A 19,074-nucleotide genomic window follows, 5' to 3' on the forward strand; every position below is an offset into this window, starting at 1 on the left:
GGCCACCCAGCGACCCGCCACCGCCGACGCCGGCACGACTCGACGTGATCGACTCCATGTCGTCGATATGGCGGGGGCCCGCGCGCCCGGATGCCGCCACATCGGCGATCTGGCGCCGATCACGCCCGACTGCCCGCTACCCGAGCCCCGCACGACCACCCTGGCCGGCGTGATCGACTCCGGTTCCAGAAAGTCGCGCTGTCCCACCCGTCCAGACAGCGCGACTTCAGGGAAGTCGAGTCGATCACCCTCGGATGGGCTGTGCCGGCGGAAATGTCCGGGCCAGCGCGACCCCGAGGCCGGCGAGCCGACTCGGCGACCGCCATGAAGTAACCAGCCTGATCACCCTCGACACGGGGGTCCTTCTCGTCCCGCACGGCCGTCGCGGCCGCGTCACTCCACGTCGGGCACCTGTCACCCGTGTCCGTCCGGCGGTCTGGGCGGTTGTTCATCTGGAGTCCCGAGTGGGGCGTTTCGGATCCAGACGTCTGTTTGTCTGATATAACCGATTTAATCCGAATGGCTGATCGGGCGGTGGAACGGCGCTGTATGGCGTCGGGAAGCCAGAACGGTCCCGGTCGTGAGTCGAGTCCCGGACCTGGGGTGACGAGCATTGACGAACGACACGATCCACCTGTCCCCGCCCGACGTCGGCCCTCTGGAGGAGCGGTACGCGATATCCGCGATCAGGTCCGGATGGGTGGCACCGCTGGGGCCGGAGGTCGACGCCTTCGAATCGGAGGTGGCGAGCCGGGTGGGTACTTCGCACGCGGTCGCGACCAACTCGGGGACGGCCGCTCTGCACCTCGGGTTGCTGGCACTGGGTGCCCGACCGGAGCAGGTGGTGATCGTACCGACCCTGACCTTCGCGGCGACCGCCAACGCGGTGGTCTACACCGGCGCACGACCGTTCTTCGTCGACTGTGACCCACTCACCGGAAACATCGACGTGGACCTGCTCGAAACTGCCCTCACCCGGCTACGCCGCGACGGCCGCGAGGTGGCGGCGGTGATCCCGGTGGACATGTTCGGCCGGTGCGCCGACTACGAACGCATCCTGCCGATGTGCGCCGAGGCCGGCGTACCGGTGCTGGAGGACGCGGCCGAGGCACTCGGCGCGACGCGGGCAGGACGGGCCGCCGGCTCCTTCGGGCGGGCCGGCGTCCTGTCCTTCAACGGCAACAAGATCATTACCACCTCGGGTGGTGGGATGCTCCTCACCGAGGACGCCGCACTCGCCGAGCGCGTCCGGTATCTCGCCACGCAGGCCCGGCAACCGGTGTGGCACTACGAGCACGTCGACATCGGTTACAACTATCGGCTGAGCAACGTCCTGGCGGCGATCGGACGGGCACAGTTGCGGCGCCTCGACACGATGATCGGTCGACGCCGGGACCTGCGGGAGTCCTACGCCAAGCTGTTCGCCGCCGTGCCCGGCGTCGACCTGCTGGGCGAGGGCGACCCGGGCGACAACTGTTGGTTGACCGTCATCGTGGTCGACCCTGACGAGGCGGGCTGGGATGCCCGGGAGCTCGCCGCGCACCTGGCCGACCGGCACATCGAGACGCGGCCGGTGTGGATGCCGATGCATCTGCAACCGGTCCACAGCGGTGCCGAGGCCGCGTTGACCGGCGCCGCCGAACGGCTGTTCACCACCGGCCTGACGCTGCCCAGCGGTTCGGCGATGACCGACTCCCACCGGGCACGGGTCGAGCAGGCGATCGACGACTTCCTGACAACCCGATGAGCGCGGTCTTCGCGGTCGGTGGCGGAGACGAGGACACCGGCCTGCTCGACGCCGACTGCCCGGACGTGTACTACACCTCCGCCTACGGAACGGCGACGGCGTCGGTGGACTCCGGTAGATGGCAGATCGCCCACGAGCACGACCGGTTGCTCGTGCCGTACGTGTTGCGCCACGCCAACGAGACCGACCTGGACGCGGCCACGCCCTATGGATACGCCGGCGTCCATGTCGACCCCGGCTGCACGTCCGCCGATCTCGCGCGGTTCTGGAAGCGCCTGGTCGACCACTGGCGTCAGACTCACACCGTAGCGATCTTCCTGCGTTTCTCTCCGCTGGATCCCGCCTCGGTGGACGCCGTCAGAACGCTCGGACAGGTGGACCTCGTCCGGCGGCAGGACACCATCACGGTGCCGGTGTCCGAGGGCCCCGAGCGGGTGTGGGACGCCATGGAAGGGCGGTCCCGTACGGCGATCCGGAAGGCGCACAGCAGGGGACTCACCGCCGCCGTGCGCCCGACCTGCCCGGGTGACCTGTCGACCGGCTCCCCCTTCCGGAGGCTGTACGAGTCGACCATGATCCGGCTCGACAGCCAGCCCTGGTACCTCTTCCCTGATCGTTACTACCGTCAGTTGGCCGTCGGCCTGGACAAGGCGCTGTCCATCGCCGAGGTGCGCGACGCGGACGGAGCCGTGGTGGCAGCCGCGCTCGTGCTGCGCCACCGGGATCGCGCTCACTACCACCTGGCCGGCTCGGACCCGTCGGCCAGCCGTCTGGGCGCCAACAACCTTCTCCTGTGGACGATTCTCACCTGGGCGTCGGAGAACGGCTGCCGGACGGTCCACCTGGGAGGCGGAGTCCGGCCCGATGACGGGCTGTTCCGGTTCAAACGATCCTTCGGAGGGTCCAGGACCCCGTTCTGGACGGGCTCGATGGTGGTGGATCCGGATCGGTACGCCGCTCTGGTCACCGCGCGCGCCCGGCAACTCGGCACATCCGCCGACGAACTCGTGGCGACGAACTTCTTTCCCGCCTATCGGGCCACAGGTCATTGACCTCCCGTCCCGACGGACCTGAGCGCATCGGTTCGGCGGCACGGACTGACAGAACGGTTCCCCCATGGTTAATGGTGTTCGCGAGGGCAGAGCATTGTCGTATCAGGCGCAGCAGCGGATGAAGCGGCTGCTTGACGTGTCGGTTGCCACGGTCCTGTTGATCCTGGCGGCACCGGTCCTGGCGATCGCCGTGCTGCTCGTCCGGTTGCGGCTCGGCAGCCCGGTCTTCTTCGTCCAGGAGCGGACCGGTCGGTGGGAACGGCCCTTCCGCATCATCAAGCTCCGCACCATGACCGACGAGCGTGACGTGAACGGCGAACTCCTTCCCGACGGCGTACGGTGTCGCGGAGTCGGGCGACTGCTCCGGAAGCTCAGCATCGACGAGCTGCCCCAGTTGGTGAACGTGCTCCGCGGAGAACTCAGCCTGGTCGGCCCGCGACCGCTTCTCCCCCGCTACGACCCCTGGTACACGGAACGCGAGCGCGTCCGGTTCCAGGTCCGGCCCGGCATCACCGGCCTGGCCCAGGTCGGCGGGCGCAACGGGGTGCCGTGGGACGAGCGGCTCGAGTACGACGTCGAGTACGTCACCTCGTGGTCGTTCCGACTCGATCTGGCGATCCTTGCCCGGACGGTCGGCAAGGTGCTGCGCGCCAGCGGCGTGGCCACCGACCCGGCGGCGGAGATGCTCGACCTGGACAAGGAACGGCAGCTGTCGTGGGTGCGCTCGTGAACGCCACCGTCGCCGAAGCGGTGGGAGCGCCGACCCATCCGGACGACCCGGTCGTCACCGCGGCCGCTTGTCTGCTCGCCGAGTCGGTGCCGACGCCGTGCGCCGGTTTGGTCGCCTACCACGCGCCGGGTTTCGCCGCCTTCCTCGCGGCCTCGCTCGCGCCGCCGCCGCCCCTGCGCACGCTGTTCCTCCGCTGCGTCGTCGACGACACCGGGGTGCGGGCGGTGGCGGACTGGCGGCTGCTCGGTCGTCAGTTCCTGCTCAACGGCGTCGCCGTGCGAGCACAGGACCGAGGACGGGGACTCGGCTCGCTCCTGCTGGAGGACGGCGCCGAAGTCGCGCGCCGGTTGGGATGCGACGGCCTCCTGCTCGACGTCTCGCTCGAGAACACGGCTGCCCGAAACCTGTACCAGCGAACGGGTTACGGGGACCGGAGCTATCAGGTCTGGACCCACCTCGACCCGGCCACGTCACCGACGGACGTCCCCGTCCGGATCGTCGACTGGGCGTCGTTCACCGCCCACCGGCGGGCGTACGGCTTTGGCGACCTGCGGGTCCGCGTAGGCGCGGACGAGTTCGCGGTGCGTTGCGTGGGCGCGGCCGCCCGGGTACCGGACGGCGCCACCGGGGCGGCCATCCGCGCCGCGCTGGGCCAGCTGCTGGGGATCGACCAGTGGTACGTGACAGGGGCGAGCGCCGCGCCGAATGCGGAACCTGCCTTTGCCCACTTCGCGCGGATGGGGCGAAGCCTGCCGCCCCCGGGACGGTAAGACCGCTCGGCCGATCGGCAACCGCCGGCGACCCACCACCCTCCGGGTACGCCGCTGCCCGCCCATCACGGCTGGCCGTTCGGTGGCTAAGAGTGCCCTCGCGTCCGGAGAACCGGTCTTCGACGGCCGCGTCTGACGACCTGGAAACCACACCGCGACGGCGAAGGGCGTACCGGACATCGGATCCGTCTGCTCGCAGAACGGGACGTTCATCCCTTTGATTGCGAAACCGCCCACGCGGTAGCTGTCCGCATGTAAAAGGTACGAAGAGGACGACTGTTCCTGCCTGTTCGAGGGCGGAAGCGGTCGGAGACGGAACAGGGAGCCAGTACATGCCGCAGGAGACAGCGAGCACCGAACTGATGGACAAGCGGTCGCGCCGGGCAAGGGCACGCCGCCGCACCGCCGGTTTCCTCGCCACCGACACCACCGCCTGGGTAGGAGGTTTCATCGCGGCCGTCTGGAGCCGGTACGAGTTCCACCTCCCCCCGGGCCAGCTCAGCCGCGCCACGATCATCGGCATCGGCGCCGCCGTCATGTACGTGGCAGTGGCGGCGCTGCGCCGCCTCTACTCGGGGCGGCACCCACTGGGCAGCCTGCAGGAGGTACAGGGTGTAGCCGGAACCACGGTCACCACGGCGGCCATCGTGCTGCTCGGCCTGCTGCCCTCCGCCGACCGGCCCGTGCCGGCCAGCACTCCGGTCGTGGGCGGCTCGCTGGCCCTGCTGTTCATGCTCGGGGCACGGTTCGCGTACCGGTACCGGCGCGACCTCGCGATGCGGCCGGACGTCCGGTCGTCGACACCGGTGCTCCTGTTCGGGATGGGCGACGCCGGACAGGGCCTGCTGCGTGCCATGTTGAGCGATCCGCGCGGCCGGTACCTGCCGGTCGGCGCGCTCGACGACGACCCGGACAAACGCGACCTGCGTGTCGGCGGGGTTCGTGTGTTCGGCGGTCGCGGGGACATCGCCGCGGCGGTGCGTCGTACCGGCGCCAACACGGTCATCTTCTCGGTCGCGAACGCCGACGCCGCGCTGATCCGCGAGATCAGGGAGGCCACCCTCCGGACCGGCGCGGCGTTCAAGGTCCTGCCACCGGTGCGGGACCTGGTGGACCACCGGATCACCGTCACCGACGTGCGCGACGTGCAGATCAGCGACCTGCTCGGCCGCCGCCAGGTCGTCGGCGACCTACCGCTGAGCACGAACAGCCTGACCGGACGACGGATCCTGGTCACCGGCGCCGGTGGCTCGATCGGCTCGGAGTTGTGCCGCCAGGTGATGAAGGCCGACCCGGGCGAGCTGATGATGCTGGACCGCGACGAATCCGCCCTGCACAGCCTCCAGATGTCGCTTTCCGGACGGGCTCTGTTGGACGGCCCGGAGCTGATCCTCGCCGACCTGCGCGACGACGAGGCCATCCGACGGATCATCCAGGAACGTCGTCCCGAGATCGTCTTCCACGCGGCGGCGCTCAAGCACCTGACGCTGCTCCAACGACACCCGGGCGAGGCGGTCAAGACCAACGTCTGGGGCACCCTGTCCGTGCTGGACGCCTGCCAGGACGTGGCCCGGTTCGTGAACATCTCCACCGACAAGGCGGCCGACCCGATCAGCGTGCTCGGTTACTCGAAGCGGATCACCGAACGGTTGACCGCCCACGCGGCTTCACGGTTCCCCGGGACCTTCCTCAGCGTCCGGTTCGGAAACGTGCTGAGCAGCCGCGGCTCGGTGGTGACGGCGTTCCAGCAGCAGATCGAGGCAGGCAAGCCACTGACCGTCACCCACCCGGATGTGACCCGTTACCTGATGACCGTCCAGGAGGCCGTGCACCTGGTGCTCCAGGCCGCGGAGATCGGACGCGACGGGGAGGCGCTGGTGCTCGACATGGGGGAGCCGGTGCGCATCGCCGACCTGGCCCGCCAGATGGCCGAGCAGGCGTCCGTCTCGGTGCCGATCGTCTTCACGGGGCTGCGCCCGGGCGAGAAGCTGCACGAGGACCTGCTCGGCACCGGCGAGGTCGACGTCCGGCCGTTCCACCCCCTGGTCTCGCATGTCGGCGTGCCCGCGCTGGACCCGATGGAGGTGAGTGGGCTCGACCCGTACGCCGAGCCGGCAAAGGTGACCGAGCAGCTCGCGCTCCTGTCCGCCCAGCCGGTCGGTCCGATGGAGGACAGCCCGCTGCGCCTGCCGCTGTCGTCGCACTGATCCGTCCGCTCGCCGTCCCGCTCCGGTGGCTAGCCGCTCCCGGAGCGGGACCCTCTTGCCCGGCGACGCCGTAGACGCATCCCCGATCCCCACAGAGGCCGACATACGCGAAGGCCGGCGACCGCGTTCGCGGTCGCCGGCCGGAGCGTGCGGGGCCGGGATCGGACACCCCTGTGTCAGCGGCGGATGCCCGCCCAGTCGTGGTGGCGGCGGACCGTGGAGAGGATGAAGTCGACCACCCGGCGGGACGTGTCGGGGACCCGGTAGTCGGCGGGGCAGGGCACTCCCTGCGCGGCGACCTGGTCGACGGTGACCTGCACCGCCTCGACCACGCCCTCCGGATCGAGGCCGGTCATGATGATGCCGCCGGCGTCGAGCGCCTCGGGCCGTTCGATCGACTCCCGGAGGGTGACCGCGGGGAAGCCGAGGATCGCGGCCTCCTCGCTGATGGTGCCGCTGTCCGACAGCGTGCAGAACGCACGGGTCTGCAGGTGCACGTAGTCGAGCAGGCCGAACGGCTCGTGGAAGGCGATCCCCTCCAACGCGGTGGCGTCGGGCGCCAGCGCCTCCAGGCGTTTGCGCGTACGCGGATGCGTGGAGACCAGCACCGGATGACCCCACCGGTCGTGGACGGCCCGGAGGCAGTCCAGCAGCTGTTGGAGCCGGGCCGGCGAGTCCACGTTCTCCTCGCGATGCGCGCTGACCACGAAGTACCGGCCCCGGTCGAGTTCGAGCTGCCGGAGGATGGTCGACGCCTCGATGCCGCCGCGGTAGTGCTCCAGCACCTCGCGCATCGGCGAGCCGGTGTGCAGGATCCGGCGCGGGTGCAGCCCCTCGGCGAGCAGGTTGCGCCGGGCGTGCTCGGTGTAGACGAGGTTGAAGTCGGCGACGTGGTCGACCAGCCGGCGGTTGGTCTCCTCCGGCACGTTCAGGTCGAAGCACCGGTTGCCGGCCTCCATGTGGTAGACGGGCACCCGCATCCGTCGCGCCATCAGCGCGGCGATGCAGCTGTTGGTGTCGCCGAGCACCAGCAGCGCGTCAGGCCGGTGCTCGACGATCGCCGTCTCCATCCCGACGAGCACGCCACCCAGCACCCGACCCAGCGAGGACGTGTCGACGTGCAGGAACCGGTCCGGTTTACGCAACCGCAGCTCGGTGAAGAAGACGTCGGACAGGGTGGTGTCCCAGTTCTGTCCGGTGTGGACCAGGATGTGATCCACCGTCTCGTCGAGCCTGGCGACGACCCGGGACAGTCTGATGATCTCTGGTCGGGTGCCGACAACGGTCATGATCCGGGTCATGCGCGTCCTCTCCGTGGCGCGGCCTTGGTCAGGATGTCCTCGAACTGATCGACGCCGACGCGCACCGACATCCGTTCCCGGTAGACCTGCCGGGCCCGGCGTCCCATCTCGGCGTGGGCGGTGGCCGGCGTGGCCGCCGCGTCCGCAAACCGCTCCGCGAGGCTCCGCCAGTCCTCGGGCGGGCAGGTGAGACCCACGCCGGTCGACCGGACGAGCTCGGCGGTGTCGCCTCCTGCGGAGGCGATCACCGGTGCGCCGCATGCCAGTGCGGCCTGCAGCTTCGACGGGACGGCGGCCCGCAGGGCGGGCACGTCACGCAGGCAGATCAGCTGCCATTGCGCGGCCGCGTACAGCTCGGCCATCTCCTCGGTCGGCCGCCGGCCGATGAACCGCACGTTGTCGGCACCCAGCTCGACCACGAGCCGGCGGGCCGCCTCCTCCCCCGCTCCGGAGCCGACGAGCACCAGGTCGATCCGGTCGCGCACGGCGGCGGCCGCCCGGATCGCGGTCTCGAGACCCTGGAGCAGGCCCAGGTTGCCGGCGAACATGACGGTGCAGCGCCCACGGTGGCCCAGCGCCGCGCGAGCCTCGTCGGTCGCGGGGACCGGACGGAAGAGCGTGTCGTCGGTCCAGTTCCAGACCACCCGCACCTTGGCCGGGTCGGCACCGCGTGCCACCACCCGCTCGGCCATGGTGGGCGAGATCGCGACGATGGTGTCGGCCAGCCGGTAGGTCCGGCGCATCATCCCGCCGAGCGTCCGCTCCAGGGCGTTGGCACGCCGGCCGGTCGGCGCCATGCCGGACTCCATCACCGACTCCGGCCACAGGTCCTGCACGTGCAGGACGATCGGCGTCCGCCGGGCGACACGGAGCAGGGCCGCCGCGGCTACGGAGGTGGGCGGCGGGTGGTAGACGTACGTGACGTCGACGCCGGAGAGCCACCGCACCCCGGCCACCACGCTGGTGGCGCCGAAGGAGAGGTGGCTCAGCGCCCTCCGCATTGCCGACGTGTCGTGGCTGGGATAGCTGGGCACCCGGCGGACCGCCACCGGGCCGTCGGTTTCCCGGTGTCCCCACCGTTGCCGCCATCCCGGGTAGACCCGGCCGAACGGATAGCTCGGAAAGGTGGTGAGCACACGCACCTCATGGCCGCGTACCGCCAACTCCTCGGCGAGCCTGCCGGGGATGATCGCCCCCTCGGGCGGGTACCACTGGGTGATCAGGCCGATCCTCACGCGCCCACCGCCACGGGCTTCGCCCGGGTCTGCTCGACCGCCTCGGGCCAGGTGTCCGGCCGGCCCGGGTCGAACAGCTCGTTGGTCCAGAACAGGGTGACCAGCTCGTCGGCGCCCGTGTTCACCAACTTGTGCACCCACATCGTGGGCATGTCGATGAGCACCGGCTCGTCGCCGTCGACGGGGAACCGCAGCACCTCGGTGGAGCCGACCCGGCGAAGGCTGATCTCGGCCGAGCCGCGCAGCACCACGAACCGTTCAACCTTGGCCAGGTGGAAGTGTTCGCCGCGGGTGATGCCGGGGCGGGTGGTGGAGCAGAAGGTCTGCCCGGAGCCCCCGTGCGCCTTGACCGTCTCGACCAGCTCGCCTCGCGGGTCGGCCCGCCGGGGCAGCGGCATCGGGTAGTGGGCCGGGAAGCAGTGTGACCGGTAGGTGTTGAACAGCCGTACGTCGTGCCGGTCCGTCAGGGACGGGATCTCCCCCGTACGGTAGGTCGCCGCCATCCTGGCGAGCCTGTCGGCCAGCTCGCGCACGCCGACCCGCAGCGCGGGCATGGCCGGGTCCCACGAGCCGCCGGCCGGCACCCCGGCGATCCGGGCCGCCGCATCGGTGACGTGCACCAGGCTCAGCTCGCGGTCGGCGTGCACCTCGGGATGCCCGCCCTCGGCGAGCACCCGACAGAAGGTCGCCACCGCCGAGTTGTAGTACGGCCGGCCGTGCTCGCCGTAGAGGTTCGGCAGCAGAACGTCGTCAACTGGCAGGCCGGTGTCGGCCAGGATCCCGGCGGCCGTGGCCTTGGAGTCGCCGTACGGTGTGCCGTTGCCGGCCTGCACCGAGTTGGCGAACAGGACCGAGCCGGGTGGCACGGCCGCGTGCCGCAGCCCGTCGGCGAGTTGCGCGGCCAGCTGCACGTTGCCGGCCGCGACCTCGGCCGGCTCGCCCCGGTTGACACCGGCCAGGTGCAGCACGCGGTCCACGCCGGCGACCTTGGCGGCCACCGCCGCGGGATCGGCGAGATCACCACGGGTGATCACGGTCGGCTCGGGCCAACCCAGGGCGCGCAGCAGCACCCGTACGTGCCAGCCGAGGAAGCCTCCGGCCCCGGTGACAGCCAGCCTCAGCACGCCAGCACCGGATCCCGCAGGGCCAGCTCCGCCTGGACCTCGGGCAGCGTCTTCAGCAACTCGACGATCTCGGGTACGCCGAGCCGCGGCGCGTTCGCCGAGTTGAAGTCCTCGGTCGGCCCCTCACCGAGCTCACCCTCGGAGACGTACAGCGAGTAGTTGAGGTCGCGGGCGTCCAGCGGCACACGCAGGAACTCACCGAAGTCCTCGGCGCGGGTCAGCTCCTCGCGGCTCGCGAGCGTCTCGTCGAGCTTCTCACCGTGCCGTACGCCGATCATGTCAAGCTTGAACGGCACGTCGAAGAGTTGGCACACCGCCTCGGCGAGGTCGGAGACGGTGCAGGCGGCGGCCTTGCGGATGAAGATGTCGCCCGGCCGCGCGTGCGCGAAGGCGTGCTCGACCAGTTCGACCGAGTCGGCCAGCGACATCAGGAACCGGGTCATTCCCGGGTCGGTCACGGTCAGCGCCCGGCCGGCCTTGATCTGCTCGATGAAGAGCGGGATCACCGAGCCACGCGAGTACATGACGTTGCCGTACCGGACGCAGGAGACGGTGGTGGCGCTGTGCGGGTTGTTGCGGGCATGTGCCTGGGCGACCTTCTCCATGAGGGCCTTGCTCATGCCCATCGCGTTCACGGGGTGGACGGCCTTGTCGGTGCTGAGGACCACGACCGAACCGACTCCGTTGCGCTCGGCGGCCTCGACGACGTTGCCGCTGCCCAGGATGTTGGTGCGGACCGCTTCGAGCGGGAAGAACTCGCAGGACGGCACCTGCTTGAGCGCGGCCGCGTGGAAGATGAAGTCGATTCCCCGGCTGGCCTTGAGCACTGAGTCGTAGTCGCGCACGTCACCGACGTGGTAGCGGACCCGCTCGTCGCCGAGCGAGCGGCGCATGGCGTCCTGCTTGGCCTCGTCCCGGCTGAACACCCGGACCTCGCCGACGCCTCGCGCGAGAAGGCGACGCACCATCGTCTGGCCAAAGGAACCGGTGCCGCCGGTGATGAGCACTCGGCGTCCGGTGGTCAAGAAAGTCACAGGTAGCTCCCCGTTTCGGAGTTGAGCAGTCGTGACGTTGGCGAGGTCGAGGGCCTGTCGTCACACCTCGCGCAACGAGCCCGAGCAGTGACGGAAACGCCCAAAGGGAACGAACAGGCATTGAAATGACCAGACGTTCCACACCTATCGGGTCGTCTGACCCGGTGATGACACAAATTTCGTGAAAGCGGTCTCCGGTGCGAGGGAACCCTGGTAGGACTCAGGCGGTCGTCTTCCACGCGACCACAGATCTGCGGCAGCCGCTCGGCCCGCGCTGCTCACCGCCGCACTCACAGAGCCGCCTAGGAGCGCCATGCTCGACAGCACACCCGAGATCACATCGACGCGCTCCGACAGCCAGCTCGCTGCCGAGGCCAGCGGACGGCCTGCCCGGAAGGCTCTGGTTGTGGTCGAGGCGAGGTTCACACGCACTCCGGACGGCGCCGTCTGGACACGGGAGGGACCGGGCTACAGTTTCTTCACCCGCTACCTGTCCGCCTTCTCCGAGGTGGTCGTCATCGCCCGGGTGACGGACGCGTCGTCGATGGCACCCGATTCGCATCGGGTCGACGGACACCGCGTCACCGTGCGACCCGTGCCTCACTACGTCGGGCCGTGGCAGTACCTGCGTCGCCGCTCGGCCGTCGTGCGTGCGCTCCGGGGCGCGGACGATCCCGACGCGGTCCTCATTCTGCGCGCGCCCACGGTCCTCGGCTCGCTGATGGCCACCGCGCGGGCGCGCCGGCGGCTGCCGTACGTCGTCGAGGTGATGGCAGATCCGTTCACGGTCTATGCGCCGGGCGTGGTCCGGCACCCGCTGCGTCCCTGGCTGAGATGGCGTTATACGGCGCTACTCCGACGGCAGTGCCGCACGGCGATCGGTGTCTCCTATGTGACCGAGCAGTACCTGCAACGTCGGTATCCCATCGGACGGCACGCCGTCACCGCCGCGTACTCCAGCGTAGAGCTACGGCCCGACGCCTTCGTGGCTGAGCCTCCCCTTCCGAGGCAGCGCGACGAGTACGTCGTCATCTCGGTCGGCTCCCTCGAGATGCTGTACAAGGGCATCGACACGCTGATCAGGGCGCTCTCGCGGCTCGCCGCCGCGGGTGTGCCGGTGCGATGCGTTCATGTCGGCGCCGGCCGGCAGCAGGCGCGGCTGGAACAACTCGCAGCCCAGCTCGGCGTGCGCGACAGGATCGATTTCGTCGGGTCGGTCGCGGCGGGCGCACAGGTACGGCTGCACCTCGACCGTGCCGACCTGTTCGCCATGCCTTCTCGTACCGAAGGCCTCCCGAAGGCGCTGGTCGAGGCGATGGCCCGAGGGCTGCCCGCCGTCGGTTCGTCGGTCGGTGGCATTCCCGAGTTGCTCGCCGACGAAGACATCGTTCCTCCGGACGACCACGTCGCCCTGGCGGATGCGATAGAACGCCTGCTGAAGGATCCCGCACGGCGCGCCAGGGCATCCGCTCGAAATCTCGCTCGCGCGCGGGACTTCTCCCAGGACACTCTTCGGGGACGCCGTGACGCGTTCTACCGGGCCGTATGCGACGCGCTCGCCGGCGACCGCGTGCCGTCAGCCGAGGAGTTCGTCGGCGAACCCACGTCTCCGGATGCTGCGGGCGCGACAGCCCGGGAGAGCCGAGCACTGTCATGACAACCTTCACCCAGTTCAGCCCGACTGGAAACAGACTGAACACCCCGTACCGCCCGTCGCTGTCACGTCATGCGTCGTCGCACCCTCGTCCGCGCGAGGACGGAACGCGACGACCAGGTGGACACAGGCGATCAACCATGCCTCTCCCCGGGCTCGTGCTCATCTGTGTTGTGGCGTTCGTGGCCGCATGGTCCCCTCGACTGGCCGCCATCTACGGCGGCCCGGCGGCGGTGGTCGCGATTCTGATCACCTTGCGTCGTCCACGGCTCCACGTGGTGGACGTGCTGGCCGGTCTGACGGCCATCTGGGCTGTCGTGAGCACGCTGGTCGACGAGGCCGATCCCCTCATCACCCAACTACCCGCATACCTGTACGCCTCAGCGTTCCTGGTCTTTCTCGCCGTCCGGCACATCGTGAGAAGCCGGGCCGAGCTCATACCGGTGGCGCTTGCGCACGTCGCCGGATGCGCCGCTACGGCGATGGCCCTGATCGTCGGCGCCCGTGATACCGGCAGCCAGCGCGACGCCCTCTTCGACTACAACGTCCGCTACGGGCTCGACGGCATCAACATCAACTACACGTCGTACACGCTAGTAACAGGCGCCGTGCTCACCGTCGTGCTCCTCCGTGTCGGACCGCGGTCACGGGTCGTCCGTAGCGCTCTGTTCGGCACGCTCGCGGTGTCTGTCTACGGCGTTCTGCTGACCGGATCCAAAGGCGCCACGATCGGGCTCATCGCGGGGGCGTTGTACCTGGTCCTGGCTCGTTTCGGCCCACGGTTGACGTGGGCCGTGGCGCGCGTCGGCGTGCCGGCGCTGATCCTCCTGATCCCGTTCAAGGCCGCGACCACCTTCGAGACGACCGCCCGGTGGCTCGACAGCCTGTTCGGTCGGGAGACAGGCGACCTCTCCGGCCGTCTCGAGGTGTGGCCAATCGCCGTGTCCGCGTGGATGGAGCAACCGGTCACCGGGCTCGGTCCCGGCCTCTTTCGGGTTGTGAACCCACTCGGAGTCGGCCCGCACAACCTCCTACTCACGGTCGGCACCGACCTCGGCCTGATAGGCGTGATCCTCTACGGATCCACCATCGCAGTCGCTCTCGCCTGCGCGGCCAAGCAGGCCAAGCAGGTCGGCTCGGTACTGGCTGGCGTCTTCATCGTCACCCTGCTGCCGATCTGGGTGACCGGACACTGGGAGCAGTCGCAGGGGGCCTGGCTGGTGCTGGCGTTGGTGTCGACCGTCACCCTGGACGCCACGACGCGACGCGCGGCACGGCATCGACTGATGGCAGACGAGGGACGAGTGTCGGCCAGGCCGCACTGGAGCGCCGCGGCCCGCGGGTAGGGGTGATCCGGGCGGCCGTCGGCGGTACGCCACCTGAGTCCTTTGAGGGACCCATGGGGCGAACGCTGGTCCGATATCGGAGCGGTCGCCGCTCGTCTCAGCGCCGCAGGCCGTTGACGAACTTCGCCAGATCTCCCGCATAGCGGCGATAGTCGAAGGAGTTGATGGCTTCCTGACGCGCGGCCCGCCGCATCTCGAGGCGCTGCTCCGGGCTGAGCTTCACAGCGGCTCTCAGCGCTTCCACAATCGCGTCCATGGTGTCACCGTCGGCGACGATGCCTTCGACGGCGTGGCGCAGGTGATTGCGAAGATCGCTGGTGAGGTTCGCGATGACCGGCGTCCCGTTGGCGAAACTCTCGCAGAACTTGGTGGGAAACCCGGCCTGGGCGAAGCGCTCCGGCCGGCGGACGATCACGCTGAAGTCGGCCGCCTGGACCGCCTGTGACACAGCGTGCTGTGGCAGTCTTCCGGCTACGTTGACGTTACCGGGGATCGCATCCCCGTCGAGCAGCGCTTGGACCTGCTGTCGCGTCGGGCCGTGAATGCGGAACTCAAGTTCCGCACCCTCGCGCTCCAGCCGACCCGCTGCCCGAACCATGGTCGCGAGTAGGTCCTTCTTACCCGGGTTTCCGAAGTAGACAAGGGTGAGGCCGGGCTTCACGGCCCGCACCGACGCGTCGAGGCGAATTTGGCGAACATCCAGGGTGGGCGGGACACGGATGGTCCGCACCCCGTGATGGCGGTAGAAGTCTTCGAGGAATGAGCTGATCGCGATCACGCCATCGCATTTCGGATAGTAGTGACGCATCGCCAGCTCGGACGACATCCGCAGAGGGCCGAGCGGGCCGCCGCGCAGATGCCCGGGGTCGTACCACTCGACCACGTCGGCGATCAGTGGAATCCCATTGCGGCGGCACCATGGCCGCAGGTGGAACATGTATGACGCGTAGCCACCGTAGACGATCACGTGGGAGGGAGGGCTGGGCTGGCTCTCCAACCACCGAACGGTTCGCCGCCCCTGCCAGATCAGGGACTGCACCGAACGGACGAGGGGGTTCTCCCGGCCCGCGGGTAGCTCGCCGACCCCGAGGTGCTGAATGGAACCGGGACCCTCGACTGCATCGAGTTGCGCGATCAGTGGCCGGTGTTCCCCGCCGGCAATCACCACACGGTGTCCCGCCATGGCCAGCGAGCGGGCGATGCCCAGTACCCGACGTGACCCTGGCTGGCCCCACGGAAAGGTGAAGGGCCCGACATAGGCGACCCACTCGGTTCCACCGGCTCGGGCGTGGACCGTACGCCCGTCCTCGGCACTCCGGCTGCCTGGCGAGGTCATCGCGCACTCTCCGTTCCATGAGCGCTCGTACGGAGCGCCGCACGATAGCCGTACAACGCCGCCGGCAACACCGTCACTAGGTAGACCCCCACTGCGATGAACGGAACGGCGACGACGCCCCACTTTTCGGAGCCGTACCATTTGAGGACCACCGAAATCGCTAGAAAGGCCGCCCAGCCGATCAGTTGCGGCCGGACCAGACCCGCCGCGTTCTGCACCATGAAGCGAGGGCCTATCCCCGCCAGCAGGATCCACCACGCCGCGAGTCCGGCCAGCAACCACCGGTCGCCGCCGAGCGGACCGGGAAGCCAGGCGGCGAAGATCTGCTCACCGACGGACACGAAGATGACGGCGGGGACCGTCGCCACCGCAGCCGATATCAGAGTCATCCGGCGGACGGTCCGACGCACCCAGACGAGGTCCCCCTTGTTCAGCGCCTCTCCGTTGGCGGGCCAGAGCGGCACATTCACGAGGCTGACCAGCATGCCGACCTGCGCCAGCACCTTGGCGGGCACGGCGTACTCGGTGACCGCGTGCAGACCGCGGGTGTGCGCGATGATCAGGTTGTCGGCGCTGTTGGCGGCGGAGATCACCACGGTCAGCAGGAAGAACAGCCCGCCCAGCCGTAGCAGGTCCCGCATCACCTCCGGCTCGAGCTGGCCGAACCTCGGCCGGATTTCCGGCATCCTCGACGTGTAGAGCCAGACACTGTTCGCGGCGTTCGCGATCAGTGGCCCGACAACGGTGGCCGCCACAACGGTCACCGGCGACAGCTCGGCCCAGACCGCGGTGAGGACCAGCGGCAGCGCCACCACATTGCCGGCCGTCTGCCACAGATTGCTCACCGCGACCTGCTGATACGCGTACTGCACGCGCGTCACGAGAGAGAGGGGAATGTTGAGCACGAACGCCGACAGGCAGATCAGCACCATCCCTCGCGCCTCGGATCCACTGGCGGTGCTCGGCAGTCCGAGCAGGGAGGACCAGGGGATCGTCGAGCCCAGGAGCCACAGCAGCCCGCATGCGCCGAGGGACATCGGAACGAGGAGCCAGTAGGAACTCGAGACGTAGCCTCGGGCACTCACGGTGTCACCGGTGCTGTAACACCGGGCCAACTTCGTCATCAACCCGTTGCCGAGACCGAGGTCCGCGAATGCGGCCATTCCGGCGAGTGCGAGCACTGCCGTCCACAAGCCGTACCGCTCCGGTCCGAGGTACGAGAGCATGATCGGGATGAGGAGCAGTGGCACCAACAGGCCCGCTGCGCGGCTGACCGCCGCGGTGAGTATTCCCGACAGCAGGCGACGACTCCGCGCGCCATCCTGCTCGCCGAGATCCCGTGTCTCGAGCACCGCAACAGACGGGCCCGCGGCCGCCGTGGAGACGGTCCGGCGAGGTTCTGCGGCCATCGGTCGCGTCATCCGCCGGTGAGCACTCGGTCCGCCATCCAGGCGACTGTCGCCTCGAGTCCGGTGCGCAGAGAGTATCGGCGGGCCGCGGGAAACAACTCGCTGAGCCGGGACGAGTCAGCTTGTGAGTCGCGCACATCGCCCGCGCGGGATGGCGCGTACTCCACCAGCAGCGGACGGCCGAGCACCACCTCCAGTTCGGCGATGACCTCCAACAGGGAGATCCGTACGCCGAAGGCGAGGTTGACCACGTCCGGGGCGGACACCCGCCGCAGCACCGCGTCAACGATCACATCCGTGACGCTGCCGACGAAGGTGAAGTCCCGGGTCTGGGTGCCGTCCCCGTGCACCTCCAACGGGCGTCCCGCCAAAGCCGCCGAAACGAACCGTGGCACCACCGCCGCGTACGCGTGGTCGGCCGCCTGTCGGGGGCCGTACACGTTGAAGAACCGGAACGGGAGCACCTGCAGTCCGTAGCAGGACGCGTACGCGAGGGCGTACGCCTCCGTCGCAAGCTTGCTCACCGCGTACGGGCTGATCGGCATGGGGCGCAACGCCTCCTGCCGTGGCAGGACGGGATTGGCGCCGTAGACAGATGAGGACGAGGCGAGGACGACATGCGGCACCCCGTGACGCCGGGCTGCCTCCAGGACCGCGAGTGTGCCAGTGGCGTTCGCGTGATGGCTGCGCAGCGGGTCGTCGATGGATCTGGGTACGGAGCCGAGGGCACCAAGGTGCACCACACTGGTCGCCCCGTACATCGCCTCATCGAGGACTTCCGGGTCCAGGATGGTGCCGGTAATCAATCGAATCGGCAGGTCGAGGAGGTTGTCGAGCGAGCCCGTCGAAAGGTCGTCCACGACCACGATCTCGGTGATCCGGGGTACGTCGAGCAGGACCCGCACCAGGTTGGATCCGATGAAGCCGGCCCCACCGGTCACCACGATCTTCAACGGTCCTCCTTCGGTGGCATCGTCACCGGTCCCCGTCCCTCGGAACACCGGTCCGGACGCGACGACCCCGCGTCCGGCCCCTCGCCATCCGATGGATCAACGAAGCACCGTATTCTGCGTGACGCAAACAGGATGTTCCGGTACTACAGGGCCGATACCTCCGCAGCCCAGACGCTGGCCCACCTGACTTGTCCGGCCACCCGTCCGCCCGCGATGTGGTGAGGTGGAGGCATGGACCGCACCCTGCTCGGGCTGGTGCTGCACCCGACGCGGGACGCCACCGACATCGTCGCGATCATCGTCGACTGGGCGGCCCGGCACGGCAAGGGCCTCGCCGTGCGCTGCGAGGATCGGCACCGCGTCCCCGCGAGCGTCGAGGCGATTCCCGAGGACGAGCTGGTGGAGCGCGTGAGCGCGTTGATCAGCATCGGCGGCGACGGCACGATGCTCGGCGCGCTCCGGTCGACGGTCGGCAACCCGAAGCCGGTGCTCGGCGTCCACCTGGGCCGGCTCGGGTTCCTGGTCGAGGTGGAGCCACCGGAACTGCCCGAGGCGCTGGACCGGCTGACCAGCAAGGACTTCACGGTCGAGGCGCACAGCTGCCTGGTCTGCGACGTCTGCGGCGACGACGTCGTCGCGTTCAACGACATCGCGCTCGTCCGCCAGCCCGGCCGCGGGTTCGCCGTCGCGACGCTCGCGGTGGACGGCCAGCGCTACGGCTACTACCGCTGCGACGCCGTGGTGGTGAGCACGCCGACCGGCTCGACGGCGTACAGTTACGCGGCCGGCGGGCCGCTGGTCTCCCCTGCCACCCAGGCCGTGGTCATCACGCCCTCGGCCCCGATGGCCGGCATCAGCCGTGCCGTGGTGCTCTCCCCCGAGGAGAAGATAAGGCTGGAGTTGACGCCCGACTCGGGGCCCGTGGCCGTGGAGGTGGATGGCCTGGTCTTCCGCGAGGCGTCCACCGAGGGGGCCGTCGACATCAGCGTCCGCCGCGATGCGGGGCTCGTAGTGCGCTTGGACCCGCGCCGCTACCAGGAACGCAACCAGCTCAAGCTCAGCCTCATGGACCTGCCGTTGCTACCCGATCAGCTGCGCGAACTGCTTCCCGACGGGCTCCGCGAGCAGCTGAACCGGCGCAAACTTCCGCCGCCTCGGTGAGTGTCGCCCCAACCA

Annotated in this window: 15 protein-coding genes; 8 read left to right on the top strand and 7 right to left on the bottom strand. The window is 69.4% G+C overall.

The window, feature by feature from the left end:
* Nucleotides 1–613 precede the first annotated feature (613 nt).
* From D7193_RS01485 to D7193_RS01505, 5 genes are all read left to right on the top strand, one after another.
* On the top strand, nucleotides 614–1,747 hold the full coding sequence (locus D7193_RS01485; RefSeq protein ID WP_241562777.1) for a DegT/DnrJ/EryC1/StrS family aminotransferase: 1,134 nt from the start codon (nucleotides 614–616) through the stop codon (nucleotides 1,745–1,747).
* The gene (locus D7193_RS01490) at nucleotides 1,744–2,799 is read left to right on the top strand and encodes a GNAT family N-acetyltransferase (protein ID WP_120777580.1); all 1,056 of its coding nucleotides are present in this window, start codon (nucleotides 1,744–1,746) and stop codon (nucleotides 2,797–2,799) included. The genes D7193_RS01485 and D7193_RS01490 overlap by 4 nt, the downstream gene beginning before the upstream one ends.
* Nucleotides 2,800–2,917: 118 nt before the next feature.
* Nucleotides 2,918–3,529 carry a sugar transferase gene (locus D7193_RS01495; protein ID WP_120777581.1) on the top strand — a complete coding sequence of 204 codons (612 nt, stop codon included), beginning with the start codon at nucleotides 2,918–2,920 and terminating at the stop codon, nucleotides 3,527–3,529.
* The gene (locus D7193_RS01500; protein ID WP_120777582.1) at nucleotides 3,514–4,299 is read left to right on the top strand and encodes a GNAT family N-acetyltransferase; all 786 of its coding nucleotides are present in this window, start codon (nucleotides 3,514–3,516) and stop codon (nucleotides 4,297–4,299) included. Before D7193_RS01495 ends, D7193_RS01500 begins: the two co-directional genes overlap by 16 nt.
* A 332-nt stretch (nucleotides 4,300–4,631) precedes the next feature.
* A complete protein-coding gene (locus D7193_RS01505) occupies nucleotides 4,632–6,506 on the top strand; it encodes a nucleoside-diphosphate sugar epimerase/dehydratase (protein WP_120777583.1) in 1,875 nt (624 codons plus the stop codon).
* A gap of 176 nt (nucleotides 6,507–6,682) precedes the next feature.
* On the opposite strand, the gene wecB is transcribed toward D7193_RS01505, so the two are convergent.
* Genes wecB through D7193_RS01525 form a run of 4 tightly spaced genes read right to left on the bottom strand, consistent with a single transcriptional unit; the run spans nucleotide 6,683 to nucleotide 11,200 of the window.
* Entirely contained in the window at nucleotides 6,683–7,807 is a 1,125-nt protein-coding gene (wecB, locus tag D7193_RS01510) for a non-hydrolyzing UDP-N-acetylglucosamine 2-epimerase (protein WP_120777584.1), read from the bottom strand.
* Nucleotides 7,804–9,042: a glycosyltransferase family 4 protein gene (locus tag D7193_RS01515; RefSeq protein WP_120777585.1), complete on the bottom strand. Its 1,239-nt coding sequence runs from the start codon at nucleotides 9,040–9,042 to the stop codon at nucleotides 7,804–7,806. The genes wecB and D7193_RS01515 overlap by 4 nt, the downstream gene beginning before the upstream one ends.
* Nucleotides 9,039–10,166 carry a polysaccharide biosynthesis C-terminal domain-containing protein gene (locus D7193_RS01520; protein ID WP_120777586.1) on the bottom strand — a complete coding sequence of 376 codons (1,128 nt, stop codon included), beginning with the start codon at nucleotides 10,164–10,166 and terminating at the stop codon, nucleotides 9,039–9,041. Before D7193_RS01520 ends, D7193_RS01515 begins: the two co-directional genes overlap by 4 nt.
* Complete coding sequence (locus D7193_RS01525; RefSeq protein WP_120777587.1) at nucleotides 10,160–11,200, bottom strand: SDR family NAD(P)-dependent oxidoreductase; 1,041 nt, start codon at nucleotides 11,198–11,200, stop codon at nucleotides 10,160–10,162. Before D7193_RS01525 ends, D7193_RS01520 begins: the two co-directional genes overlap by 7 nt.
* Nucleotides 11,201–11,513: 313 nt before the next feature.
* Here D7193_RS01525 and D7193_RS01530 point away from each other — a divergent pair, with 313 nt between their 5' ends.
* A complete protein-coding gene (locus D7193_RS01530; RefSeq protein ID WP_120777588.1) occupies nucleotides 11,514–12,857 on the top strand; it encodes a glycosyltransferase family 1 protein in 1,344 nt (447 codons plus the stop codon).
* A gap of 170 nt (nucleotides 12,858–13,027) precedes the next feature.
* Nucleotides 13,028–14,200: an O-antigen ligase family protein gene (locus D7193_RS01535; RefSeq protein ID WP_158674751.1), complete on the top strand. Its 1,173-nt coding sequence runs from the start codon at nucleotides 13,028–13,030 to the stop codon at nucleotides 14,198–14,200.
* Between the two features lie 97 nt (nucleotides 14,201–14,297).
* On the opposite strand, the gene D7193_RS01540 is transcribed toward D7193_RS01535, so the two are convergent.
* The 3 genes from D7193_RS01540 to D7193_RS01550 all read right to left on the bottom strand — a co-directional run bounded on the left by D7193_RS01540 (nucleotide 14,298) and on the right by D7193_RS01550 (nucleotide 17,889).
* Entirely contained in the window at nucleotides 14,298–15,536 is a 1,239-nt protein-coding gene (locus D7193_RS01540) for a glycosyltransferase (protein WP_120777590.1), read from the bottom strand.
* Nucleotides 15,533–16,888 (bottom strand): lipopolysaccharide biosynthesis protein, encoded by a 1,356-nt coding sequence (locus D7193_RS01545; RefSeq protein ID WP_241562778.1) that lies wholly within the window; start codon nucleotides 16,886–16,888, stop codon nucleotides 15,533–15,535. The genes D7193_RS01540 and D7193_RS01545 overlap by 4 nt, the downstream gene beginning before the upstream one ends.
* 65 nt (nucleotides 16,889–16,953) lie before the next feature.
* A complete protein-coding gene (locus tag D7193_RS01550; RefSeq protein WP_241562884.1) occupies nucleotides 16,954–17,889 on the bottom strand; it encodes an NAD-dependent epimerase/dehydratase family protein in 936 nt (311 codons plus the stop codon).
* A 240-nt stretch (nucleotides 17,890–18,129) separates the two neighbouring features.
* On the opposite strand from D7193_RS01550, the gene D7193_RS01555 reads away from it, so the two are divergent.
* Nucleotides 18,130–19,059, top strand: coding sequence for an NAD(+)/NADH kinase (locus tag D7193_RS01555; RefSeq protein WP_120777593.1), 930 nt, complete (start codon nucleotides 18,130–18,132; stop codon nucleotides 19,057–19,059).
* The last annotated feature ends 15 nt before the right edge of the window (nucleotides 19,060–19,074 follow it).

Source organism: Micromonospora costi, from assembly GCF_003626655.1.
Taxonomy (GTDB): Bacteria; Actinomycetota; Actinomycetes; order Mycobacteriales; family Micromonosporaceae; genus Micromonospora; species Micromonospora costi.